The sequence below is a fragment of the Paenibacillus sp. L3-i20 genome, from assembly GCF_022180385.2.
Taxonomy (GTDB): domain Bacteria; phylum Bacillota; class Bacilli; order Paenibacillales; family Paenibacillaceae; genus Pristimantibacillus.
Genome location: NZ_BQME02000002.1, coordinates 670,992 through 694,754, shown reverse-complemented (window position 1 = coordinate 694,754; position 23,763 = coordinate 670,992). Strand labels below are relative to the sequence as shown.

The following is a 23,763-nucleotide window of genomic DNA, read 5'->3' as shown; positions in this document are numbered from 1 at the left end:
TTTATCCTTTAATACCAGATAACTGAACACCTTCAATAAAATACGATTCTGCATATAGAAACAAAAGCAGCATTGGAGCCATATAAAAAACGGATGCAGCAAAGGCGATACCGCGCGCTTCAGCTTGGATCTGGGACAAAAACAGCGATAACGGTTGTTTAAATTCATCATCCAAAAAGATAAGCGGCTGCTCCACCATGTTCCAATAGTCTACAAACAGTAGAATAACAAGTGCTGCTAATCCAGGTTTGATTAATGGAACAATAATTCGGTAAAAGACGATGAAATGTCCAGCGCCATCCATAATAGCGGCTTCCACATAGGCATAAGGAATGGATAACATGAACTGTCTAAGCATGAATACTCCGAATACTGCAAATACACCCGGAAAAATGATCGCACCAGCATGGTTCAACAGTCCAAGCTTCTCTGCAATAATATAGTTCGGAACTAATGTAACTTGAAATGGCATGAGCATGACCACTATGTATACATAAAACATCATGTCTCTTCCTCGAAACTGTAGTTTCGCAAATGCATATGCAGCGAGAGAACCAATAATACTTTGTCCAAGAATGATAGGAACGACCATAAATACAGAATTCCAAAACATATTTAAATAAGTCGGTGTGTCTAGCAGCACTTTTCCGTATTGTTCAAATGAAACCCAGTCAGGTATTAGCTTTAAAGTAACAAATGAATGTTGTTGTTCGGATGAATCATTCAGCATTATCCCAATTAGATTGTAATTAGCTCCTATTTCTTGTTCAGTCATAAGTGAATTGGTTATTGTGAAAACGATTGGGAATATCATAATTGCTGCAAGTACTAGTAGCGTAATTGTTAAGATACATCTCAATAGAAAAGCTTTTGTTCTCATAATCATTCCTCTTTCACTCCATGAATTGCCTAAATCGACGTTCTAATGTGAGCATACCCATAACAATAATTAGAATGCAGCCTACCATTAGCGTTGCTGCTGCAGTCAACTTTTGCACATCCAGTGAAAAGAACATATTGTTCATGTAGTGCTGTATCATATAAATACTGTCATGCGGGTAGTCTCCGGCAATTAGATAAGTTTCCCGGAATATTTTGAATGAATTAATAATCGACATTAGAACGACAAAACACATGGTTGGTGTTAAATAAACAAGCGTTATTGTCGATAATTTACGGAATGGTCCTGCTCCTTCCAAGTCAGCGGTTTCATAATAATCCTTAGGAATACTCTGAAGTCCTGCTAGAAATAAAATGATGTTATAGCCGACATTTTTCCACAGATAGGCAACAGAGAGAACTCCTCTTGCCCATTCTGATTTCATCCAGTCAATCCGCTCTAGGCCTATACCCTGTATCCAACTGTTAACCGCCCCGTTCCAATCAAATAAAACTTGCCAAATCATAATGATAGAAGCAACGGGCACTACAAGTGGCAGAACGTAAGCCGTTCTAAGCCATTTGCGAAAAAATACATTCTGATTGAGAAGCAACGCGAGCAGCAATGAGACACCGATTATTAGAGGTACGCTCACACCTGTAAACAGCATTGTGTTTACAGAAGCTTTTCTAAATGAATCACTCGCGAGCAGCTCCTCATAATTGTTTAATCCGACGAAAGAGCCGTCAGTTGTGCTGTCCATAAATGAATAGCCGACTCCTTGAATGAATGGAAATAAATAAAATAGCGCAAAGCCAAGTAAACTTGGTGCAAGAAAAGCTATAGCTATTACATGTTGTTTCCGTAATAATTGCTGAATCTTCATCATTGTCCTCTCTCTACTTGAATCAAATTTAATGTTAGTTTATCGATCTCACATTAAGAGAAAGTGTAGATGAAATAAAGATAAAGTGAAGATTAATAAATTCATTCTTCATGACGTTTACAAGCACGGGACTGAGTCACTAACATGTGATAACGACGAGTGAGTATGATGTTTCAGAGTGATCAAGGCATTACATACAAATCTCAGGGCAATTAGAGTGCCGTAAAACGAAAAGGCATTATCATGAGAATGTTCCCGCAATGGAACACCCGCTGATAATGCCTCCATGGAATCGTTTCATTCCAATACATGAGAAACTAAACAACCAGTCGCCGATTGATTATCGACGACTGGCTGCATTAAAACTTCTATTGACTTAGATGACCGTTTTTACGCCAAAACCGATCAGCATAACTCCAGTTGATTTTTGAAAGATATTTTGAAATTTCGGTTTACGCAGCCACTTCTTCACATGACCCAATAAATATACTAACGTCAAAAACCAGCTAACTGCTATTAATGTAAGGATTAATCCTAATATAATAAGCTGTTGAGTGACATTTCCATTGAGATCAATAAATTGAGGCATAAACGTAATGTAGATCAGAACTGTTTTTGGATTCAAAATATTGCTGACTGCTCCTTGCAGGTAAGCGTCTTTAAAATAATTTTTTGATGATTTTTGAGAATCAGGGTTGCCCTCTGCTTGAACACTCTCAATGGAAAATGAGCTTTTTGAGAAAAATGAACGTATCCCAAGGTAAAGCAAGTAAGCTGCTCCGACATACTTGATCGTATTGAATAAAAATACGGACTGAGAAATAACAACAGACAAGCCGAGAACAGCAATGAAAGTCCAGAAAGTTAAACCTGTCGCCATTCCGAGTATCGTAAACCGCCCAGCTTTTGGTCCATGGGCAATTGTATTTTTCATAATAAGTACAGTGTCAGTGCCGGGTATTATCGACATCATTAATGCCATAAGTATATATCCAACTAAGTTATCCATCTTATTGCTCCTCATCAAATCATTCAAATTAGCTTCTGTCCATACATTTACGTATTAAGATAGATCCTCATATATTGTTTTGGTGTTAATCCGATCTGTCTTTTGAAAAACTTAGTTAAGTGACTCTGATCGCTGAATCCTGTCAAGAAGGTTACTTCGATTGGCTTTAAACCTTGCTCCAACAGTCTTTTTGCATGGTTGATTCGAATCGTTTCCAAATAACTGTAAGGAGAAATCCCCTTTTCTTTCGTAAATGACCGCAATAAGTGAAACTTGCTCCACCCTGTCAATTGGCTTAAATCATTAAGCGATATTTGTTTTGTGTAATTTTCTTCTAAATAATGACACATCGTTTTGATTTCATGTGAAGTTTCTACTGCTTGCAGATCGTTTGTCAGGTCAGAATAAGTTTGAATGAGCTCTTCCATAAAATATAAAAATAACTCTTCTTTTTTAAATTGGCTTTCGTCCTGCGATATTTTTAAATGAAGTTCTTTTAAGTTGGATACAAGCTCACTTTGAGAGATGACGCATTGTTTGAAGTACGGAAGATTTTCATTACCATTAATTTCGAAAACAATCTTTTTCATTACTTCCGCTTTTACATTAATGCTGCGATAATGAAGTTTTTTGTCGTCTAGCTGCTCGCAGCTGTGCGTATCGTAAGGATTAAATAATAATAGATCTCCTGAATTGATGATGTATCGTTCACCTTTGCACATTAATGCATGTTGCCCTTCTTCAATGTAGCCAATTACATAATAATCATGAAAATGAGCAGGAAACTTGTGCATGATACCCTTAAAACGATAAGCTTCTATATTTAAATCAGCATCAAGATAAATCGTTCGGATTTCATCCAACATCCCGTTTTCCTCCTAAGTTATAACACCTTTACTAAAATAGCATACATAAAGTACGTTTTCTTGTATGATATTGCGCTGAACAGGTGTGACTCAAATGAAAAAAGCTATTATCTCAGCAATTTATCTACTGAGATAATAACTTTTGATTTGAGTCTATTTGCAAGATGCTAAATTGCCCAGTTTCCGTTGCGGAAGATTGGCTCTACTTTTCCATCTTGCGTCACGCCATCAATGTTCATCTGCTCTGATCCAATCATAAAATCTTCATGGACAAGACTTCTGTTTGCACCATGCGACAGTAACTCCTCTGGTGACATTTTTGTACCACCAGCCAAATTGACCGGATAAGCTTGACCTAGTGCCAAATGGCATGAGGCATTTTCATCATATAAAGTATTAAAGAAAACGACATTGGAATTAGAAATTGGCGAGTCATGAGGAACAAGCGCAATTTCCCCCAACTGTCTAGCACTCTCATCTGTATTTAATAAATTATTTAACGCTTCATAACCACGCTCAGCAGTAAAGGTAGTTACTTTGCCGTTTTCGAAAGTTAACGTGAACCCATCGATAACTTGACCGTTGTAATTCAGAGGTTTTGTGCTGCTAACAACACCGTTTACACCATCTTTATGCGGCATTGTAAACACTTCTTCAGTAGGCAAATTAGGATTAAAATAAATGCCTTTGCTATTTGCTTTTGAACCACCTAACCAAATATGGCCATCAGGCAAATCTACCGTCAGCTTTGTTCCTGGTGCTTCGTATTGCAATTGTTTATAGCGTTTATCATTAAGGACATTAACCATCTCCAACAATCTCGCATTATGATCTCTCCACGCTTGAACCGGATTTTCGTGACTAATGCGAGTTGCATCAATAATTCGCTCCCAAAGCTTTTGAATAGCTTCTTCTTGTGTCGAATTAGGGAATACTTTGTTTGCCCATTCAGGTGTTGGATAAGAAAGCAAAGTCCACGCATTTGTATGATTCATTAGAGCACTTCGATAATTTTTAAGCGCTGTTGAAGCCGTTTTTGATGCAGTCGCTACACGTGTTGGATCAACATCGTTCAGCAGATCGGGGTTGGGACTATAGATCGAAATAAATGAAGCGCCCTCTTCTACAAAGTCTTCCCATGCTTTGGCACGAAACATTGGATATTGTGAAAAAGCTTCTTCAGGTGCTTGCTTGAACTTAATACGGGATAATTCCTCGTCGTTATATTCCACATGCACATTTTTTGCACCAACTTCATAAGCTTTCGATGCGATGAGGCGCACTAATGGAGCGGAAGTGATAGGAGCCATAACAACAACCGTTTGACCTTGTTGGACATTTGCTCCAACTTTAACAGCTATTTCGGCGTAATTTTCTAATTGCAATTGTGTAGGATACATAGTGGTGGTCCTCCTCTAATATGTAAAAGCAGTTTTTGAAGTCATTGCCCGTTTCTATTATAATACGTTTTGTGGGAATGCTCAAAATAACGGTAATATGTTATAATATTAGTTATGTGTATGAGAGCTTGTATGATATTAGTTCCATTTTGACGTCGAAAGCTGTCCAGATAGAAAGATATCATACACGATGTTAAATATATTGGAGTGAATATTATGGAGAACGTAATGCCCTATCGTATATTGTTATATTATAAGTATGTAGCCATTCCTGATTATGAGGCCTTCGCGGCGGAACATCTTGAGTATTGCAAGCAGCTAGGTGTCAAAGGAAGAATTCTTATTGCCGAAGAAGGTATCAACGGAACGTTGTCTGGAACTGTTGAACAAACCGAGGCTTATATGACATATATGCGCAGCCATCCTCTGTTTTCCGATATGGTCATCAAAATTGATGAATCGGAACAACATGCGTTTAAAAAGCTGTTTGTTCGTCCTAAAAAAGAGCTAGTTACATTGCGTTACAATACGAAATTAGATCCAAATGTTATAAGTGGCAAACGTTTGACGCCAGAGCAATTTCATGAACAGTTGCAGCGAGATGATGTAATCATTATTGATGGTAGAAACGATTATGAATATGATCTTGGACATTTCCGCAACGCTATTCGTCCTACTGTTGAATCATTCCGTGAGTTCCCTAAATGGATTCGGGAAAATTTGCAAGATGTTAAAGACAAAACGATCTTAACGTATTGCACTGGCGGTATTCGCTGTGAGACGCTGACTGGTGTGTTGTTAAACGAAGGATTTAGCGATGTTTCACAGTTAGATGGCGGGATTACAACGTATGGTAAAGACCCTGTCGTTCAAGGCCGTCTATTTGATGGTAAAATGTACGTGTTTGATGAGCGGATTTCCGTTCGCATTAATCAGACAGATGAAGATATTATTGTAGGCAAATGTCATCATTGCGATAGCCCAACAGATGTTTATATAAACTGCACCGACGATTTGTGCCATCTTCAGCACCTTGTTTGTGAAGATTGTTCGGACAAGCATGATGGCTACTGTACGGATGATTGCAAAACAAATGACTTGGAAAGAAAACAAGCCTAATAACGAAAACAGCGAGCTCAATACATTGGGCTCGCTGTTTTTATGTTGCTGTTATTACTTCTAGCGACTGATTTCTTCAGCAGTAATCGCAAACAATACATGGTCCTCCCACGAACCATTAATTTTTAAGTACGCTAGAGCTAAACCTTCTCTTCTAAACCCTGCTTTTTCTAGCACTCGCATAGATGGTTGATTTTTCGGCATAACGCCTGCTTGAATTCGGTGCAGACCAAGCTCGTTAAAAGCCTTCATTACACATAATTGAGCGGCTGTTGTCGCATAGCCTTTTCCATTTTGTTTTTGATCAATGAAATATCCTAAACTTGCATTCTGAAATGGACCTCTAGCAACTCCGGATAAAGCAATTTTCCCTATTAATTCATCATTTTCTTCTAAAAAAATGCCGAAGTTATAAGATTGATCGTTTTGTTGCCCCTGAATAAAATTTGCAATTTCTTTCTCTTGGCCTTCAAGAGTGAAATGTGATTCATCTCTAATTGGTTCAAACGTTTGAAAAAAATCGCGATTTCTTCGTTTAATATCGAGAAGTGAGGATGCATCTTTCATTTCAATATATTTTATGTACATGTTTTGGCTATTCAACTTTTATCAAACCTTTCAGAAGTTATGAAATATGAATCAACAGCTTTTAAGTAGGACTTCAATAATGATCTTATTTTGAAAGGTAGTCAATTTGGAACTTTTCATAGGATAGATTTCATATAATACTTATAACAAGACCTTCCTCCATCTCCTTTATTATCGCATATGCAATCACCTATTCCCACGAAAGGATGGTGTAGCAATGGAATCAAAAATAGCGGTAATTATTATTCATGGATTAGGCAGGCAAAAGCAAGATTTTGCAACATCGTTTGTACAGCTTCTGAGTAAGACATACTCGAAAGTTTCAGGTAACCCTTCTACTCACTTATCGATTGAACCTGTACATTGGGCGGATATTTTCGAGGAACGAGAAGTTCAATTATATCAGACACTTGTATCAGCAAAAAAGCTCCATTATAAACAGCTGCGGAGATTCGTAATTCATTATTTAGCGGATGCGGTAGCTTATCAGCCCGTAGAGTACCCAGCGCAAAATTACGAAGCCGTTCACGGGATAATTAGCCGAGCATTACACCGCTTATCGGAAAATACTGGGTATAAAGTTCCTCTATGTGTTATAGCCCACAGCCTGGGTGGGGTTATTGCGAGCAACTATTTTTATGATTTACAAATGACTTCGCGCAAAGAGTCGATGATCATCAATCCTCAGTCAGCACTTGAGCGAGGAGAAACGTTAACTCACTTTTTTACATTAGGAACGACATTGCCTTTATGGAGTATGAGATACCGAAACTTTAATCAGCCCGTCATTGTCCCCTCTCCACATCTCGGTACACATTACACTAATTTGACAGGGGGTTGGACCAATTTTTACGACAAAAACGATATACTCGGGTACCCGCTGCGGAATATAGACCCTATGTACGAGCTTGCGGTTAAGGAAGATATTGAAGTCCGAGTTGGTGATTGGAAAACAAGCTGGAACCCTTTTTGTCACAGTGGCTATTTTTTGAATAAAGGCATCGCTGAAAAAATAGCAACCTCGCTAGCATTGACCGTGGATAGTTTGGACCGAAAGTGATACGAGGAAATACAATTAGCCTGCTTCATATTCTACTGTTATTTTTCACTACCAATCAATAAATCTTTCGTCCATAGCAAATAATTTGTCTGCTATTAGCTTCCCATCATTGTCAAATGCTCTAATCGTCCAGTTATCTTGAGAATATTGTTCTGCAAGCGCAAATAAAACATAGTTATTTGTAACTTCTTTTAGATGGTAATCTTGACTATTCGCTTTAACTTCATCTAGAGACAGTTCATATTTGTCATAAGTCGTTACATCTGTCATATCGTTTCCGAGTGCAACGTATTTGATCATAGAATTAGCGGGTGTTATTACAGCAACTATAAAATCTTTGTTTGTTCCACTTCCTATAGCTTGAAACGGTTTACCTTCTTCAACGAAATAACCATACGCCCCTCCTCCATCCTGATACAAAAAACCTAACTTCTTATTTAGTTTTGAAACGCCAAATGTCCCCTGCGTTTTGTCTTTATATAACACTGCTGTACCGTATTTATCAATATCTAGTGATTGAAGTAATTTAACATCTCCTGGTATTGCATTTTCTTCAGTAAGATGGAATCCACTCAAAGGTCCGATTAAAAATACACCTATTACTATTCCGATAACAATTAAAACTTTTTTCAAGTGCATTCTCCTTAACTAGTTCTTGTTAGTATAATAATTCGCAATCTCATCGTTAACTAATTTGACCGATAATTCAGTAAGAGTGCAGATCATGTGGGTGTCTTTTACATTCATCAAAGTTATAGCGTCCTCATCTACCCATAGAAAGTAACCATTTTCACCAATATTCACTCTATATTCGGGGTTTGTCATGTTCACGATTCCGTCCCTCTAATTAGCACCTCCAGTAGATCAGACGCCAGGAAATGGGAAATGGTTACGGATTTCTACATGTGAATTCAAAGTACAACTTGAAAGACAACATAACTAACAAAAAGAGCAAACGCTGTAGCGTCTGCTCCTTTTCGATAATATTGTGTTCTTACTTATTGATAGCTCAGCACTACACACTCAAGGTATGCTTCGCACGAGCAATCTTAGTAGCTTCAACCATGTTACGCAACGAATCGATTGTTTCTTCTTGACCACGCGTTTTAAGTCCACAGTCTGGATTGATCCAGAAGAGTTTCGGATCTAGAACACGTAAGGCACGATCAATCATATTCGTCATTTCTTCCACGCGCGGAACACGCGGGCTGTGAATATCATATACACCTAAGCCGATGCCAAGCTTATACGTATTCAATTCGAAGCTATGAATAAGTTCACCGTGACTACGTGAAGTTTCAATAGAAATGACGTCGGCATCCATATCTTCAATGGAACCAATCATGTCATGGAACTCGCAATAACACATATGCGTATGAATTTGTGTCGTGTCTTGTACAGTGCAAGTTGTTAAGCGGAAAGCTTTGACAGCCCAAGCCAAGTAATTTGCTTGATCCTCTTCTTTAAGCGGCAATCCTTCACGAACAGCAGGCTCATCAACTTGAATCATACCAATACCAGCTTGCTCAAGCGCTTCTACTTCTTGTCTAAGTGCATAAGCCAATTGGTAAGCAATTTGCTCACGAGAGATGTCTTCACGGACGAATGACCAGTTCATGATCGTAATTGGACCAGTCAACATTCCTTTTACAGGATGTTTCGTTTTCGACTGGGCATATTTTGTTTCTTCTACTGTCATATCTTCTTCAAATGCTACATCACCAAAAATGATTGGTGGTTTTACGCAACGTGAACCGTATGACTGTACCCAACCGAACTGAGTGAATGCGAAGCCGGCAAGCTTCTCACCGAAAAATTCAACCATATCTGTACGTTCGAATTCACCATGCACAAGTACATCTATGCCAATCTCTTCTTGTAGCTTAATCCAAATATCAATTTGCTCTCTTATAAAAGTAGCATACTGCTCGTTATCCCACTCACCCTTACGCCAAAGCTGACGCGCCTTACGCACCTCAGCAGATTGAGGGAAACTGCCGATCGTTGTAGTTGGGAAAATCGGTAACTGATATTTATTTTGTTGAACGACATTACGCTCAGCGAATGGCAGATTACGAAGGGGCTGCTTTGCGCTAATTGCAGCAACAGCTGCAAGAACTTCATTGCGATTACGTTCATCAGACTGTTTAAGAGCTAACAAATCTTTTTCAATTGCTGCAGATTCTGCTGAGATTGCAGGTCCGCCAAGAAGCAAACCTTTTGTTAATAAAACAATTTCATCCAACTTCTCTTCCGCAAATGCTAACGCACCTTTTAGCTCAGGAAGAAGTTTTCTTTCATTTCTTACGGTGACCGGAACATGGAGCAAGCTGCAAGAAGATTGTATGAACAGTTGCTCATCTGATACCTGCTCTAGTAATTGCTCAAGCAACGTGAATTTTTCACTTATTGATGCTTTCCAAATACCGCGTCCATCAATAATTCCAGCTCCCAATACTTTTCCCGCTGGGAATCCATATTGTTTAAGCGAAGCTAAATTGCCAGAAAGTCCATGCACGAAATCTAGTCCTACGCCAGCAACTGGCAACTGAACGATCTCATTGTAGTTCTCTACAGATTCAAAGTATGTTTGTAGCAAAATGTTTAGCTTAGGAGCAGCCGTAGCAAACGTTTCATAGATGGTTTTCAAACGCTCTAGATCTTGCGAATTTAGTTTGGTTACTAGAATTGGCTCGTCAATTTGTACCCATTCAACGCCTTCACTTTGTAGCTCTTGTAAAATTTGCACGTAAAGCGGCAGTAAACGAGTAAGCCAAGCATCGAACTCCGATGCCGTATATCCTTTTGAAAGCTTAAGGAATGTCAATGGTCCTACAATAACAGGCTTCCCGTTAATACCGAGCGTTTCCTTAGCTTCTCTATATGCAAGTAGCGGTTTATTTTCGGTTACGACAGGTGTTGCGCCATCCAGCTCAGGAACGATATAGTGATAGTTCGTATTAAACCACTTCGTCATTTCACTCGCAGTTGCTTCTTTCGTTCCACGAGCAATGCCATAATAGAGGGATAAAGGTACTACTCCACCATCATAGGAGAAACGTTTTGGAATGATACCAAACATCGTAGCTGTATCCAGTACATGATCATAATAACTGAAATCGTTGACAGCAATTAGGTCAATCCCTTTTTCCTTTTGCGTACGCAAATGATTTAAACGGATTTCTTGTAGTTTAGTTTGAAACTCAGATTCCTCTATTTTACCTGCCCAAAATGCCTCAAGCGCTTTTTTCCATTCGCGATCTGCACCAATACGTGGATAGCCAAGCACACTACTTCTACTCATCCCTGTAACACCCCTATACAAATTGTTACAAAAAGGATAACACGTAAAATTAGATATAGTGTAACTGGATTAAACTATATCTAGTTATAGCTCGGGGCTATATCTGATGTATGCCTCATGAAGTAGGATAAGACAGAAATGACCACTATGCCGAAAAGCAGAAAACGTCCAATCCTAGATTGGGGAGCAATGGGACGGCCCACCATCTCTCATTAATCACTCATCTCCCATAGCTAACGAACCCAGTATCTCTTATTTGATCAATATAGATCTTTTTCTCGTTCTAACGAACGCCAGAATCGCTTTTTCGATAAAGGTTGCTACGTTTCTACTTTAAAATTGCAGATAGCACTACCAGGACTCGTTAGAATAAAAAAAGAGCGGTTTTTGGCGCAATGGGCATCATACGATTCGTTGGAAGGGTGGGACACTCCGCAATGTGCGGGAAGTACCCCTGCAACAACAAAAAGACGCTGTCCCACAAGTAGATTACTCTGCTTATGGGACAGCGCCATCGATCTAAGCCATTATAAATATTATTGCTTTATTGCCTTCATTAGTGCTTCAACATACTCTGTCCCTAATTTAGATAATGCTACGTTCCGATGTGATATCCATCCGACATTAATCGTTTCATCGCAGTCTAGCGGAACAGGAATTATTTCATTGCCATTCAGATCTGCACTTAATACGCCAGTTGAAATCGTATAGCCGTTTAATCCGATTAATAGATTAAATAATGTTGCCCGATCCGTCACTCGAATACTCTTCTTATGTGACAATGTACTAAGAATCTCCTCGGAGAAGTGGAACGAATTATATTCGCCCTGATCGAATGATAAGTAAGGGTAATCTTCAAGCTGGTCTATCGTTACGATGGATTGCTTGGCTAAGGGATTGTGGATGCTTATAAAAATATGCGGCCTTGCCGTTAACAAGCTATTAAATTGCAAATTCGCACTTTTGAGCAGCTTATTGATTACCTTTCCGTTGAACTCGTTTAAATATAAGATCCCTATTTCACTGCGGAGCCCCTTCACATCTTCAATAATTTCATAGGTTTTGGTCTCACGTAGTGCTAGTTCATATTCGTCTTGACCATACTCTTGTACGAGGCTAACAAAGGCATTGACAGCGAAAGCATAGTGCTGTGTAGAAACCGAAAAATGTTGTGGAGAAGGTTTCGCATTTAAATAACGGCCTTCGAGCAATTCAGCTTGCTCTACCACTTGCCTAGCATAGCTCAGAAATTCAACACCTTCTCTAGAAAGCGAAATTCCTTTATTAGAACGTTCAAAAATCTCGAACTGCATTTCTTCTTCTAGATCTTTAATTGCATTGGAAAGACTAGGCTGAGAAATAAATAATCGTTTGGCAGCTTCATTAATAGATCCACGATTGGCGACCTCAATAACGTATTTTAATTGTTGTAGAGTCAATGAAATACTCCCCCTGTTACATCTTGCTAGACGTACTCGCGAATGAATAGATTGAAAGATCTGATAATAGTATACATTGAAATCTAGCAAGTTGTAGAGGAGAGTTTCTTCTTTATTTAAAACGTTAACGCTTTGACTTTATTGAATATTAGTTTTAGAAAGTAATCTTTTGATAGACTGATCTGCTTCACGCAAAATGATGCTTCTGTCGATTGTTTTCATTATTCCATGCTCCATAACAATTTTACCGTCAATGATCGTTGTTTCGACATCGGCCCTTGTGGCAGAATAAACGATTCGGGAGATCGGATCAACATCATACGATGGATAAGTGTGGAAGTTGTTTAGGTTCAATATGACAATGTCAGCCTTTTTGCCTACCTCAATGCTACCAATCTCATCTCCCATGCCCACTGCTTTAGCGCCACCTATTGTAGCCATCTTGAATACGGTTCTAGCACCCATGGAGGTTGGGCCATGAATAGGTTTCTGAATGAGCGCAGCCATTCTCATCTCATTAAACATATCCAAATTGTTGTTACATGGAGCCCCATCAGCACCTAAGCTGACAGAAATACCGAGATCCAGCATATGAGGTGTTTCAGCAATTCCAGAAGCTAACTTCAAATTGGAGCCGGGACAATGACTTACATGCACACCTTTATCACGAATGATTCGTTTTTCTTCATCATCCAGCCATATGCAGTGAGCCAATATTAACCGGTCGTTAGCAAGTCCGAGGTGATCGAGATATACAACGTTTCGCATGCCAGTCTCAGCCTGCACAATTTGAATCTCTCCTTGATTTTCTGAAGCATGCGTGTGTACTTTGACTTGATAATGTTCAGATAACTTCTGAACTTCGCGCAGCAACGTTTCTGTACAAGAGATAACAAATCTTGGTGAGAATGCATACTGGATACGTCCATTGTCATAGCCGTTCCATTTCTCTAACAGCTCTACGCTTTGTCTAATGGAGTCAGCCGTTTTTTCCTGTAGTGCGAGCGGAACTTCAGCCCCTTTATCCATCATAACTTTCCCTGACAGCGCACGAATGCCGCTTTGTGCAATAGCTTGAAAAGCGAAATCGGTATGATGAACCGTTTCCATATCCACTATTGTTGTTGTACCACTTTGCAGTAATTCACCAATACCTAGCATAGCTGAGTAATAGATGGATTCCTCATCATGTGATGCTTCCAATGGCCATATCCGTTTTTTCAACCAGTCGAGTAGTTCTAAGTCATCGCCTTTTCCTCGAAACAACGTTTGACATAAGTGAATATGCGTTTGGACGAAACCGGGAATAACGGTGCGATTCGTTGCATCTAGTACCTTCTCCCCTGTCGCAGGCTCAAGATCAGAACTAATTTCCGTAATTCGACCGTTCACAACTCGAATATCACCGTTTATAATGTCCTCATTCGCATTCATAGTTACGATTTGCGCATTCTTGATAAGTAGGTTTGACATTGTGCAGTTCCCCTTTGTTTAACGAATATAAAAAAACTAGCTACGAAAAAAACATGCACACAGCACATTTTTTTCGTAGCTAGAAATTTACGGTTTCTAAGTAGAGACCCTAAGCCCAATCGCTAAGGTTATACGAAAGCTGAATATTCAGTTATTTGCATCATAACTAGTGTCATTTATTACTTATTTCGTTTTATATGTTATATATCCTCACGTGAATTTAGCGATAAGTTATATAGATACTTTATGCGCCCTCTTCCAAAATGTTTCTTACCAAAAGCAAAAACAGCCCTTATCAACTAACTGTTAATAAAGGTTGTTTTTGCTGGGTTATTTCCATCTTTTTCAAGGAGTTGTTAACTTAAGCAAAATCTAAGATCAATTCTATTCGTCTGGATTTAGCGATTGAAATAGCTGCAAAGCTTCGTCATGTTTAGGTTCCAAAGCCAGCACCTGCCGTAAGTAGTCAAGTGCTGCTTCCTCCTGCTCCAGCTCGTAGCAACATATAGCAAGATTATATAGAATTGCAGGAAGTGCTTTTCCAGAATTTGCACGAACAGAATTTTCTAGAAACGGTAATGCATCTTCAAACATATTCATTTCGAACAACAGAAGCCCAACGCTTTTAGTTAGTGCACATTGTTGCTCGATTTGATAATATGATTTCCACATTTTATGAATAGCTTGTTGCAGATCCGTCATTTCTTCATCACTGGCATCTGGTATTAGAGTGGATAAGTGCTTCGCATTGTGGAGGAAAAACTCTGTATCATATCCACCCAAACGCCAAAATGCCAATAAATGCTCCAGCCCCATCGTTTCAGAGTGTTGGTCCACCCATTTCTTCATACTAAAGAAATCATCGGGTCCAAATGAATCAACAAATCGTCGGTAAGCTAATCGAATATTGGCATAGTCTAGTGGTGTTTTCAACATGAATAAACAGCCAATATTTAGATTTTTATAATGATGTTCTGTAAATAGAGCAAGTCCGCCTCTTTGCTGGAACACATGTTGAATGGCATGATAATTTGCTGTTAAAGAGAAGCTGCCATGAAGAATTAACTGGGGCGGTTCAGCAAACCTCCAGTTATCTAAACGATGATCTCCTTTATCTGCTGTAATTAGCAAAAATCCTTCTTGTGAAAGCTGATTTAACCGCTCAAGACATGTTAACCCCACCAGTGGAAATAAGATGTGTGAATCTTCAAGCTCCTGCACATAAACTGAAATCAATTCAGAATAAGGGAACGAATTCGTTTCGTATTGAGGTGCATGGCGATACTCATAGCTAAGTTGCATATCCTCCAGCACTTTAGACGGTTGCATTTGATCAACTTGGTCCGGATATTCGATTCTGACATCACATTCAAAAATTTTACCATCACCTACATAAATTAGGTCTTGCGGAATGCTGTCAAAAAAATAATTAGCAACAATTAAGAGCGGCTGTTTCAAATCTCCCGCACGGATTGTTGATTGTGAGACGACCAAATGAAGTTCGGTATCATGTACGGCATCAAATGTTGCGAAATCCAACAATCCTTGAGCCACAAAAGGCTGAAGCATGGAATGATTTTGCCAAGCCATTATATTTTTAACTGCCAAATCGGTCATCACATAACGGAATGGCGGGATTTCTATTCCGGCATAATCTTTAAGTTTGCACAGCTCCTGCAAGACATGAAATGCCAATCGCCCCGCTCCTGCTCCAAGCTCGACTATCGAAACTAGTTCAGAAGTGTGTCCTTTCGCAGCACGGTCCTGCAAAAATCCGAAAATCATCTCCGCATAAGAAGTTGCGATTTTAGGGTTATTCGTTATGTATTGCGGAACTTGGTCATTATTCCAAGCTGTTATACCTTGCTCTTCATAATAAGCCCGTTGTAAATCCCAAATTGGTGCTTCGCTGAAACGGAAAAGTTGTTGATTAGATAATATCATTTACTGCAAACCTGCTTTCTATCTCTCATTCTTCTCTAGAATCGTACCATACAAATGTGATCTGCCCAAATCAGTTTGTCTATAAAAGTGATTCCCCGCTAATCATGCTTTTGGGCTTGGATAAAAAAGTTTCTCGCAGGCAACATTAATCACATAAATGAGGTACTGAATTACTGGAGGTGGAAATAGGTTGTTACTTGTGTATGCGATTGGACTCTTACTTGGAGGGCTTTTTATAATAAATGCAGTGTTTGCTTATCAAGGTAAACATATTGATCCTGCTTTCTGGTCAACCGTATGGTATCAATTTAAACTGCTCCCTCTCCTGTTTACGGCTAATGTGATGATTGGATACGGGATTAAATTTACTTACAAAACGATGGGTACATTGACATTTTCACTTGTTCTATCAAAAGGAATTGAACTGCTTGTTTGTGTACTCGTTGGCTTTATTTTTCTCAAGGAAGTGCCAAATTGGAAAACAGCATTAGGATTACTTATTGTAATGGCGGGAGTTTGGATTACAAAGTTAAAGTAGTAAGGACGATAAAGAAAAAACGCTTAATCTTTGAATATCCAAAGATCAAGCGTTTAATAAACTATAATGTCAAGTACGTACCGTTTGAAGTGCTCCGCTCCATGCAAGTACTTGATCCAGCATAAGATTTACATTATTGAGATGTAGTGCAGCAGGTTTGAATGTGCTGTAATTTTCAAAATCTGTAAACAGTGATAAAGTTGGATGTGTTTTCACGTCAGCAACATGCAACTCACCCAATATTCCTCTCAAATGTTCCGCAGCTCGTGCACCTCCAGTAGAACCGTAACTGATTATACCTGCAGCTTTGTTATTCCACTCATCTCGTGCTGAATCCAGAGCATTTTTTAACACACCCGTAATACTGTGATTGTATTCAGGTGTAACGAACACAAAACCATCAAGGGAACGTAATGTCGACTTCCACTTTCCAATTTGATCTTCTGTATCAGCGTCACCAAAAAACGGGAGCTTGTAGTCAGCGATATCTACTATTTCAAAGCTTGCATCTCCACGTTGATCCGCAATCTCTTTAAGCCAATTTCCTACTTGTGGACTAACGCGTCCAGGTCTTGTACTTCCTAATATAATACCAATCTTCAACAAACGAATAGCCTCCTTAAAATCATGTATACTTCATGTTTATGATAACATTTTATTATATATTCAATTGAAAGTGGCGACGGGCCACTTCATCAACTATATTAGATTCTCATTACATTATATTATGGCTTCGATTTTGCACGAATTTCATAGATGGATAAAGAACCAGATGTTTCATTAGCGACAAGTAAAAGCGGCTTTCCTGTCGGGCTTTTTGTACCATCCACAATATGAAGCCCTTCTGGACCTAGATCCTGCTGTGTATCAGCAAGGGCAAAATTCCGATCATTTGTATACGTTACAAATTGCGCAGCATTAGGATTCGTTACATTGTACGCAATTATGCCACCAACTCGCTCTAAGCTTACAAAAGCATATTGTTTGCCGTACAACTTAACTACCTTTACATCCTCCGGTTCAGGTCCTTTACTTGTACTTCGTTTATCCAGCGAACTTGCCTTCTCATTATCGGAGTTGAATCCACTAGGAGCAAATTTGGTCGTTATTTGTTCAAAAGCATCACCGCTGTCATACACCGGCCCATTCTTAAAGTTATCAATATCCCAAATCGAGAAGGATCGCCCACCAAAAGTGTAAAGCGCATCATGTAAAGTTGAAGCGTTCTCCCCATTTGCAGCATCATATTGGGCAGTGCTCACTTTTAACTTTCCAAGCTTTTCCTCGCTTAATTCATTCGCAATGATTCCATCTAGCTGTGCTTGCGCATAGCCTGCATAATGCTCATCATTCAATTTAATAGCGGACTTATCAAGCTTCCCAATCGTCTGCTCCTCTGTCCAACCATTTGGTGTTTCATAGTCTCTGGAGTCTCCTTCATTGGCAGATACTAAATATGTTTTGCCATTAGCTTGATAAAGTGATATGCCGTCAGGCATATAAGTGCCGAGCAGAGGCCAATTTTTAATGTTAATGCCGCCATCTTTATCGGAAACATCTAACCCATTACCGGGCAAAGAATGATCCTTATAACCTAATCCGTTAACGTGGATAAACTTTTTGCCGCTAATATCGAGCTGTGCAATCGCATTATTTTCTTGTAAGACAACATAAGCAAATTTACTGCTTGCATCTACTGCGATATACTCTGGTTCGAAGTCTGCTGCCCAATTGTTACTGTTAGAAGAAGATTTCTTTTGGTATACGCCGTTCTTATGTGGATAAATCCTTACATTGTCATCGATCTGTCCGCTTTTTACAGTCTCGAATGTAACATCAGTAACATGCTGTTGTTTAATAGAACCTGCTCCGCCAGGAACAGTAATAATGGAAACAGAGCCAAGTGGATCAACGGAATAATCGTCCGTAGGTTCCCCTTCATTAGCAACGATGAGACTTTTCCCATCTGGAGTAAAAGTAACCATGTCAGGATGGTAACCTACTTCTACCTTGTTCACGTACTGACCATCTTTTTTGAAAAATGCGATATGTCCTTTTAAAGGTTTTTTGTTAAGTACGGCAACGGCAACAAGATCAAACTTCGGATGAACCGCTATACTGGTTAAATCATGAAATGAAGGTTCCCCCAACTGAGAAATAACAATTTGCTTACTGAGAGCAAGTGCAGATACTTTACCTGTTGTACTAGTTAGCTTGGACAAATCCAGTATGTCGATAGACCGCTTGTCCCCATTCACAGCAAAAACTCGTTTCGTTGCGGCATCAAACGTGGATATTTCAACCCCATTTTTCCCGACAGCTGTTTTCCCCGAGTTATAACGAGCAATTTTGTGTAAAGTTAACTCCCCAGTACCTATGTACTTCTCTTCAGTGCTAGCATTAGCCGGTATTGATATAGCTAATAACGTCATTGTTAGAGATAATGCGGTTACAGTCTTCTTCCAATTGGACATGAACAATTTCCTCCTCATTATGGAAAAGCTAATACTGCTATTAGCATAAACTGTATATGTAAGAAGAGTATAAAGGATTTATGAAAATATTGTAAATCATTTATTAAAACGCTTTCAAAATTATGTCTTATTTATAGAACCACAATAAGCCTACAGATTATTCCTCCATCAAGAAGAATGACCCATCGGCTCTACGGATAATTTATTTGCAATTGCGTACGAAGGAAACTGCACATAACAATCTCTTCATAAAAAAATCTCTAACGTATTGAATTAAATTACAATTATGCGTTAAAGTATTTACAAGAATATGTACCTCTCTTTAATGAGAAAGATGGTGAATTTATGAAAAACTTTTTTTGCTAGCGTTCAACTTAACTTTATTATTTGTGTTTTCGTCTTGTAGTCAGCCTGTAACTAATGAAGTGTGGCTACCGTCGTTAAATGAAGCGATTGAACACGGTTTAAAGATTGAAGAGGTGAGCTTAGTACTAACGCAAGAGTATCAAAATACACATTATGTATTAGTCGAAGACAAAACGGATGCATTCTCGCTAGCAAAAATTAATAAAAGCAGCAAAGGTTACTTGTGGGAGAGGATAACGTTAAAATTAGGCACACCTTCTTATGTAATGTTTGAACATACAACGGAAACTGGAGAGAAACTACCTATACTTATAGGGAAAACAAAAGATGAAACTACAAAAAAAATAAAACTTGCAAACCATTTAACCTCATTAACATTAGATGTACATAATGGTTATTATATTGGATTCAATCTTCCACTCAACGGTCATGCATACACAGTAAATGTTATTAAGTAATAGGAACACCATTCCATACAAACGAAATACTCTGCATAGAGAGCCTTATATTTACCACAAGTCGGTGTTAACCATAAAAAACCCTTCCAACAGTAATGTCATGTTCATACAATCATGAACAACGAGCACTTCTGTTAGAAGGGTTGATTGCTTACTGTTTTATAACATTCATTGCTGCTATTGCGCATATAGGGTCAACAATTGCTCAGTTGTTAATTGCTCCTTCAGGTCTTCTTTTTTGAGCAGACCTTTTGCTTCCCAACACGTTTTACATTTTTCTTCTGTGTCACATTTATGAGCATCCGGGCAAGTATAACAATACTGAATCATATTTTTAGTAATGACATCAATTTTAATTAGTTCTGTCATAGCAGATGACCTCCAACAGTCATTATTTTTCGAAAAATAGCTTAATTTCTCTAATTGCATTATCTACAGAATCCGAGCCATGAATAATATTTTGTGCTACATCAAGCCCAAAGTCTCCACGAATTGTACCCGGCGGTGCTTCAGCTGGATTCGTTGGTCCGATCAAGGAGCGAACATTTTGTACAGCAGCTGTACCTTCAATGATCATTGAGAAGACACATCCGGATGTAATATATTCAACCAGTTCATCAAAAAACGGCTTGCTTTTGAGATGTTCATAATGGATCTCAGCTTTCTCTTTCGGAATAGATGTAAGCTCTGCTCGAACGAGACGAAGCCCCTTTTTCTCGAACCTGCTTACGATCTCACCAATCAAACCTCGTTCAACACCATCTGGCTTAATCATTACAAATGCTCTTTCACTCATCGTCTTCATCCTCCTCTTATCTATCATTGTAGAGGTTTGTAACAGTCTGCGATGTGAGCGAAATCACAATTAGCAATAATTATGATTTCGGAATGATGATCGTTACAATCGTTCCTTCGCCTGGTGTAGATGCCAACTGAAAGCTTCCGCCAGCAGTACGGGCTCGTTCGACCATACTGAACCTGCCAACACCCTTTGTACTTATACTAGTATCGAAACCGACGCCCTGATCGATAATCCGAACGATAACTTCGGACTCCTCCTCTTGAATGGTAACTTCGGCTTCGGAAACGTCAGCATATTTGGCTATATTGGTGAGCGCTTCTTGGATGATTCGATAGATAACCGTTTCGTTGCTGCTTGGGAGTCTTTTTCGCAAATTGCAGTTAAAGTTAACCTTTATCCCGTAATGGGAAGCGTAGTTGTCTATATAGGTTCTGATAGCTGGTACAATACCAAGATCATCTAGGACAGATGGTCGAAGTTCCCATGCTAGGCCGCGTACCTCTTCAATTATTCCAGCTACATGATCGCGGATATGGCCCAAATCATCCCGTTCATGCTTCGGTTCAGAGATAACACGATCAAGTTGAATGAGCAGGGAAAACAAGCTTTGCCCGATTCCGTCATGAAGCTCGCGCGAAAACTTTCGACGTTCATCCTCTTGAATTGTCATTACTTTCGCTAACGTTTCCTTAAGCTCTTCCTCAACTTTCTTGAGTCTAGTAACCTCATTGCGAATGGCAAGATATTGATAAGGCTTGCCGTCTTCTCCGATAAAGGGTACTATCGTCGTATTTACCCAATAATACGATCCGTCCCTCGCCTTGTTTTTAATTTCCCCTCCCCAGACGTTTCCTGTAGAAATTGTCTCCCAGAGGTTACCCATAAACGTTTTACCGTGATATCCAGAATTAATGATCCGATGATCTTTTCCAATCAAGTCATCCCGTTCATATTTGGAAATCTCGCAAAATTTATCGTTTACATATTGAATTTTGCCTCTATGGTCTGTGACAGCAACGATTGAGGATTCATCCAGTGCAAATTTGACATCAGCGAGCTGTTTTAATGATTGCTTTAGCTCACTGCGAAACCCACCATCCTCAATACGTTCATCTAATTGCTTTAATAACGTATCTACATGCTCGGCAATTATATTTTTTCCAGAGGGGAGTCCATTTTCAATCAAATTGCAGCAGTCCCTTCTTCATTGCATATTTAATAAGCTCTGGCCGCGATTTTAGACCAAGCTTCTCCATAACATGACTTTTATGTGTCTCGACCGTCTTTACACTGATGACCAGCTGCTCCGCTATTTCTTTGTTCGCATAGCCTTTTGCCGTTAGTGCAAGCACTTCCTTCTCACGATCGGATAACGTATCGAATAGATCGGAGCTTTCGCCTCTCTTCATCCGATCGGCATATTCATTCATTAGACGCTTAGTCGCAGTAGGATATAAATAAGCATCACCACAAGATACGGTACGAATTGCTGTGAGCAGTTCCTCATGGGGAGCGCTCTTAAGGATATAGCCTGCTGCACCAGCATGAATAGCTCGGAATAAGTATTCATCATCGTCATGCATCGTTAAGATCAGAATTGCCGTTTCTGGTAAAAGCACTTTAAGCTCAGACGCAGCGGTAAGCCCATCTTTACCGTTAGGCATACTTAAATCCATTAGGATGACATCCGGATTAAATTCCAGTGCGGCTAAAATCCCTTCATCTCCGTCGGACGCTTCCGCTACAACATTGAACTCTCCCTTACTGCTTAGCAGCATTCGTAGTCCAGATCGAACCATTGCATGATCATCTACGATAATAATTTTAATCACAAGACCCATCCTTCTCGCATGCATTAATCGTTACATTCATCATAACGCTTCTGCACCCATCATCTCAATAAGATTAGGCAGCAGTGATTGAACCATCTCGATTTCTTGCTCATCATAAAATTGATTGTTTCTTCTTCCCAGTATTAAAATACCATTTCTATAAGTAGGAACAGGGGCAATAATCGGGAAGGCAATGCCTGATGCAAGCTTCTCTGCCAGCATAACAGGGCACTCTGTCAGCATCCCTTTATTCTCGTTCTCATTCACTCTGAATACTGCCCCATGACGCAGCACCATGCCGCCGATTCCAATACCGGGCCTCAGTTTCATTTGTCCTACCCTGTCATTTCGGCTGCCCATGGAAATATTCCACTTCATTTTACGGTAATGATCAGCGGGCATCGCAAGTGCTGCATAATCACTTTTGCTTTTTGATAGAATGAGCCCTAATACCACCGTCAATCGTTCAAGTTCTTTTGGTCCGTTCATGCTCCGTCACCTTTCTTTTACATTCGGCAGATTTCTTTCGGGCAATTCTCGCAATGGCAAATATTACGAAGATAGGATAGATCCTTAATAATAATGTGACCGTCCTTGACTTGTATAACTTTGTCTTTCTTAAGGTCACTCAACATCCGGTTTACACTTTCACGAGTTGCTCCGATCATGTCCGCCATCTCGGAGTTGTTAATTTTTAAGTCGATAAAAATTCCAGTATCTCCTTCTTTGCCATACGAGTTGCCAAGACGAATAAGCAGTGAGCATAACGCCCCCGTTTTGCCGAACATCATCAAATCACGGAACTTCGTTTGCGTAAGCCGATGCATCAGACCCATCCATTTCATAAACTCGACAGCTAAGTCGCCATGTTGCCATAACAATACTTCTAAATCTTTACGTTGAATAACGCCAACTTTAGCTTCTTCGGTTACTTCAGCACTAAAGCTGTGTATCGAATCTTGGAATGGGTCCATTTGTCCGATCAAATCACCCTTCTGGTGCAAATATAACGTTAGTATCCGTCCACTATCAGAAGACTTCGTTGTTTTAACCCGTCCCTCCATGACGAAAAAGAGATGGTTCGCAGTATCGCCTTCCCAAAATAAGCAACTTCCTTTTTCCATATTTTTTATATACATAATGCTTTTCAACTTCTCAAAACTTTCTTTTGATAATACAGGCTCCAGACCTTCTATATGTTTTGTTGTAATCTCCATTTCGTTTCCCCTTCCGATCCATTCATTTGATTTAATCATATCGCTGTGATGATCGTTTGAACATCGGGGGATTCCCTGATCTTTCCGGGGGAGTTTCCCCTATAAGTT

Annotated in this window: 23 protein-coding genes, 1 pseudogene and 1 riboswitch; of the genes and pseudogenes, 5 read left to right on the top strand and 19 right to left on the bottom strand. The window is 39.4% G+C overall.

The window, feature by feature from the left end; genetic code table 11:
- Position 1: 1 nt before the first annotated feature.
- Together MFF31_RS16515 and MFF31_RS16510 are read right to left on the bottom strand one after the other, a co-directional pair.
- The gene (locus MFF31_RS16515) at positions 2-880 is read right to left on the bottom strand and encodes a carbohydrate ABC transporter permease (RefSeq protein WP_238189328.1); all 879 of its coding nucleotides are present in this window, start codon (positions 878-880) and stop codon (positions 2-4) included.
- Positions 881-893: 13 nt separating this feature from the next.
- Positions 894-1,766, bottom strand: a complete 873-nt coding sequence (locus MFF31_RS16510) for a carbohydrate ABC transporter permease (RefSeq protein WP_238192078.1) — start codon at positions 1,764-1,766, stop codon at positions 894-896.
- A gap of 168 nt (positions 1,767-1,934) precedes the next feature.
- Here MFF31_RS16510 and MFF31_RS25445 point away from each other — a divergent pair.
- Positions 1,935-2,146: pseudogene (locus MFF31_RS25445) on the top strand (IS3 family transposase); the annotation flags it as partial.
- Here the strand turns inward: MFF31_RS25445 and MFF31_RS16505 are convergent.
- The 3 genes from MFF31_RS16505 to MFF31_RS16495 form a co-directional block, all read right to left on the bottom strand.
- On the bottom strand, positions 2,143-2,775 hold the full coding sequence (locus MFF31_RS16505) for a LysE family translocator (RefSeq protein WP_238189327.1): 633 nt from the start codon (positions 2,773-2,775) through the stop codon (positions 2,143-2,145). The pseudogene MFF31_RS25445 and the gene MFF31_RS16505 overlap by 4 nt on opposite strands.
- A gap of 47 nt (positions 2,776-2,822) precedes the next feature.
- Positions 2,823-3,641, bottom strand: coding sequence for an AraC family transcriptional regulator (locus MFF31_RS16500; protein ID WP_238189326.1), 819 nt, complete (start codon positions 3,639-3,641; stop codon positions 2,823-2,825).
- A gap of 167 nt (positions 3,642-3,808) precedes the next feature.
- Positions 3,809-5,041 carry an aminopeptidase gene (locus MFF31_RS16495; protein ID WP_238189325.1) on the bottom strand — a complete coding sequence of 411 codons (1,233 nt, stop codon included), beginning with the start codon at positions 5,039-5,041 and terminating at the stop codon, positions 3,809-3,811.
- A gap of 216 nt (positions 5,042-5,257) precedes the next feature.
- On the opposite strand from MFF31_RS16495, the gene trhO reads away from it, so the two are divergent.
- Positions 5,258-6,160 carry an oxygen-dependent tRNA uridine(34) hydroxylase TrhO gene (gene trhO, locus MFF31_RS16490; protein WP_238189324.1) on the top strand — a complete coding sequence of 301 codons (903 nt, stop codon included), beginning with the start codon at positions 5,258-5,260 and terminating at the stop codon, positions 6,158-6,160.
- Positions 6,161-6,220: 60 nt separating this feature from the next.
- Here the strand turns inward: trhO and MFF31_RS16485 are convergent, their stop codons facing one another.
- Complete coding sequence (locus MFF31_RS16485) at positions 6,221-6,748, bottom strand: GNAT family N-acetyltransferase (RefSeq protein WP_238189323.1); 528 nt, start codon at positions 6,746-6,748, stop codon at positions 6,221-6,223.
- Between the two features lie 217 nt (positions 6,749-6,965).
- Between MFF31_RS16485 and MFF31_RS16480 the strand changes: the two genes are divergently transcribed.
- On the top strand, positions 6,966-7,808 hold the full coding sequence (locus MFF31_RS16480) for a chemotaxis protein (RefSeq protein WP_238189322.1): 843 nt from the start codon (positions 6,966-6,968) through the stop codon (positions 7,806-7,808).
- Positions 7,809-7,856: 48 nt separating this feature from the next.
- Here MFF31_RS16480 and MFF31_RS16475 read toward each other — a convergent pair whose 3' ends face one another.
- The 5 genes from MFF31_RS16475 to MFF31_RS16455 form a co-directional block, all read right to left on the bottom strand.
- Entirely contained in the window at positions 7,857-8,441 is a 585-nt protein-coding gene (locus tag MFF31_RS16475; RefSeq protein WP_238189321.1) for a hypothetical protein, read from the bottom strand.
- 382 nt (positions 8,442-8,823) lie between these two features.
- Positions 8,824-11,112 carry a 5-methyltetrahydropteroyltriglutamate--homocysteine S-methyltransferase gene (metE, locus tag MFF31_RS16470; RefSeq protein ID WP_238189320.1) on the bottom strand — a complete coding sequence of 763 codons (2,289 nt, stop codon included), beginning with the start codon at positions 11,110-11,112 and terminating at the stop codon, positions 8,824-8,826.
- A 536-nt stretch (positions 11,113-11,648) separates the two neighbouring features.
- Positions 11,649-12,551, bottom strand: a complete 903-nt coding sequence (locus MFF31_RS16465; protein ID WP_238189319.1) for a LysR family transcriptional regulator — start codon at positions 12,549-12,551, stop codon at positions 11,649-11,651.
- A 138-nt stretch (positions 12,552-12,689) separates the two neighbouring features.
- Positions 12,690-14,024 carry a 5'-deoxyadenosine deaminase gene (locus MFF31_RS16460; protein WP_238189318.1) on the bottom strand — a complete coding sequence of 445 codons (1,335 nt, stop codon included), beginning with the start codon at positions 14,022-14,024 and terminating at the stop codon, positions 12,690-12,692.
- Positions 14,025-14,080: 56 nt separating this feature from the next.
- Positions 14,081-14,180, bottom strand: a riboswitch (purine riboswitch).
- Positions 14,181-14,408: 228 nt separating this feature from the next.
- Positions 14,409-15,968 (bottom strand): tetratricopeptide repeat protein, encoded by a 1,560-nt coding sequence (locus tag MFF31_RS16455; protein ID WP_238189317.1) that lies wholly within the window; start codon positions 15,966-15,968, stop codon positions 14,409-14,411.
- Positions 15,969-16,167: 199 nt separating this feature from the next.
- On the opposite strand from MFF31_RS16455, the gene MFF31_RS16450 reads away from it, so the two are divergent.
- Positions 16,168-16,506 (top strand): hypothetical protein, encoded by a 339-nt coding sequence (locus tag MFF31_RS16450; protein ID WP_309296701.1) that lies wholly within the window; start codon positions 16,168-16,170, stop codon positions 16,504-16,506.
- 69 nt (positions 16,507-16,575) lie between these two features.
- Here MFF31_RS16450 and MFF31_RS16445 read toward each other — a convergent pair whose 3' ends face one another.
- Both MFF31_RS16445 and MFF31_RS16440 read right to left on the bottom strand, forming a co-directional pair.
- The gene (locus tag MFF31_RS16445) at positions 16,576-17,118 is read right to left on the bottom strand and encodes an NADPH-dependent FMN reductase (RefSeq protein WP_238192076.1); all 543 of its coding nucleotides are present in this window, start codon (positions 17,116-17,118) and stop codon (positions 16,576-16,578) included.
- Between the two features lie 113 nt (positions 17,119-17,231).
- Positions 17,232-18,980 (bottom strand): choice-of-anchor I family protein, encoded by a 1,749-nt coding sequence (locus MFF31_RS16440; RefSeq protein ID WP_238189315.1) that lies wholly within the window; start codon positions 18,978-18,980, stop codon positions 17,232-17,234.
- Positions 18,981-19,369: 389 nt separating this feature from the next.
- Here MFF31_RS16440 and MFF31_RS16435 point away from each other — a divergent pair, with 389 nt between their 5' ends.
- Entirely contained in the window at positions 19,370-19,804 is a 435-nt protein-coding gene (locus MFF31_RS16435) for a hypothetical protein (protein WP_248565505.1), read from the top strand.
- 177 nt (positions 19,805-19,981) lie between these two features.
- Here MFF31_RS16435 and MFF31_RS16430 read toward each other — a convergent pair whose 3' ends face one another.
- The 6 genes from MFF31_RS16430 to MFF31_RS16405 form a co-directional block, all read right to left on the bottom strand.
- Positions 19,982-20,173 (bottom strand): hypothetical protein, encoded by a 192-nt coding sequence (locus tag MFF31_RS16430; protein WP_238189313.1) that lies wholly within the window; start codon positions 20,171-20,173, stop codon positions 19,982-19,984.
- Between the two features lie 22 nt (positions 20,174-20,195).
- On the bottom strand, positions 20,196-20,600 hold the full coding sequence (ndk, locus tag MFF31_RS16425) for a nucleoside-diphosphate kinase (protein ID WP_238189312.1): 405 nt from the start codon (positions 20,598-20,600) through the stop codon (positions 20,196-20,198).
- A 79-nt stretch (positions 20,601-20,679) separates the two neighbouring features.
- Complete coding sequence (locus MFF31_RS16420) at positions 20,680-21,792, bottom strand: PAS domain-containing sensor histidine kinase (protein WP_375541323.1); 1,113 nt, start codon at positions 21,790-21,792, stop codon at positions 20,680-20,682.
- Positions 21,785-22,438 carry a response regulator gene (locus MFF31_RS16415; RefSeq protein WP_282570502.1) on the bottom strand — a complete coding sequence of 218 codons (654 nt, stop codon included), beginning with the start codon at positions 22,436-22,438 and terminating at the stop codon, positions 21,785-21,787. Before MFF31_RS16415 ends, MFF31_RS16420 begins: the two co-directional genes overlap by 8 nt.
- Before the next feature lie 39 nt (positions 22,439-22,477).
- On the bottom strand, positions 22,478-22,927 hold the full coding sequence (locus tag MFF31_RS16410; RefSeq protein ID WP_238189311.1) for a GAF domain-containing protein: 450 nt from the start codon (positions 22,925-22,927) through the stop codon (positions 22,478-22,480).
- Positions 22,928-22,944: 17 nt separating this feature from the next.
- Positions 22,945-23,655 carry a Crp/Fnr family transcriptional regulator gene (locus MFF31_RS16405; protein ID WP_238189309.1) on the bottom strand — a complete coding sequence of 237 codons (711 nt, stop codon included), beginning with the start codon at positions 23,653-23,655 and terminating at the stop codon, positions 22,945-22,947.
- Between the last annotated feature and the right edge of the window lie 108 nt (positions 23,656-23,763).

Bases quoted from the DNA above. Each gene is read 5' to 3' on its own strand.
- MFF31_RS16515 (WP_238189328.1), bottom strand. From the start codon at position 880: ATGAGAACAAAAGCTTTTCTATTGAGATGTATCTTAACAATTACGCTA.
- MFF31_RS16510 (WP_238192078.1), bottom strand. From the start codon at position 1,766: ATGAAGATTCAGCAATTATTACGGAAACAACATGTAATAGCTATAGCT.
- MFF31_RS16505 (WP_238189327.1), bottom strand. From the start codon at position 2,775: ATGGATAACTTAGTTGGATATATACTTATGGCATTAATGATGTCGATA.
- MFF31_RS16500 (WP_238189326.1), bottom strand. From the start codon at position 3,641: ATGTTGGATGAAATCCGAACGATTTATCTTGATGCTGATTTAAATATA.
- MFF31_RS16495 (WP_238189325.1), bottom strand. From the start codon at position 5,041: ATGTATCCTACACAATTGCAATTAGAAAATTACGCCGAAATAGCTGTT.
- trhO (WP_238189324.1), top strand. From the start codon at position 5,258: ATGGAGAACGTAATGCCCTATCGTATATTGTTATATTATAAGTATGTA.
- MFF31_RS16485 (WP_238189323.1), bottom strand. From the start codon at position 6,748: ATGTACATAAAATATATTGAAATGAAAGATGCATCCTCACTTCTCGAT.
- MFF31_RS16480 (WP_238189322.1), top strand. From the start codon at position 6,966: ATGGAATCAAAAATAGCGGTAATTATTATTCATGGATTAGGCAGGCAA.
- metE (WP_238189320.1), bottom strand. From the start codon at position 11,112: ATGAGTAGAAGTAGTGTGCTTGGCTATCCACGTATTGGTGCAGATCGC.
- MFF31_RS16460 (WP_238189318.1), bottom strand. From the start codon at position 14,024: ATGTCAAACCTACTTATCAAGAATGCGCAAATCGTAACTATGAATGCG.
- MFF31_RS16455 (WP_238189317.1), bottom strand. From the start codon at position 15,968: ATGATATTATCTAATCAACAACTTTTCCGTTTCAGCGAAGCACCAATT.
- MFF31_RS16440 (WP_238189315.1), bottom strand. From the start codon at position 18,980: ATGTCCAATTGGAAGAAGACTGTAACCGCATTATCTCTAACAATGACG.
- MFF31_RS16430 (WP_238189313.1), bottom strand. From the start codon at position 20,173: ATGACAGAACTAATTAAAATTGATGTCATTACTAAAAATATGATTCAG.
- ndk (WP_238189312.1), bottom strand. From the start codon at position 20,600: ATGAGTGAAAGAGCATTTGTAATGATTAAGCCAGATGGTGTTGAACGA.
- MFF31_RS16410 (WP_238189311.1), bottom strand. From the start codon at position 22,927: ATGAACGGACCAAAAGAACTTGAACGATTGACGGTGGTATTAGGGCTC.
- MFF31_RS16405 (WP_238189309.1), bottom strand. From the start codon at position 23,655: ATGGAGATTACAACAAAACATATAGAAGGTCTGGAGCCTGTATTATCA.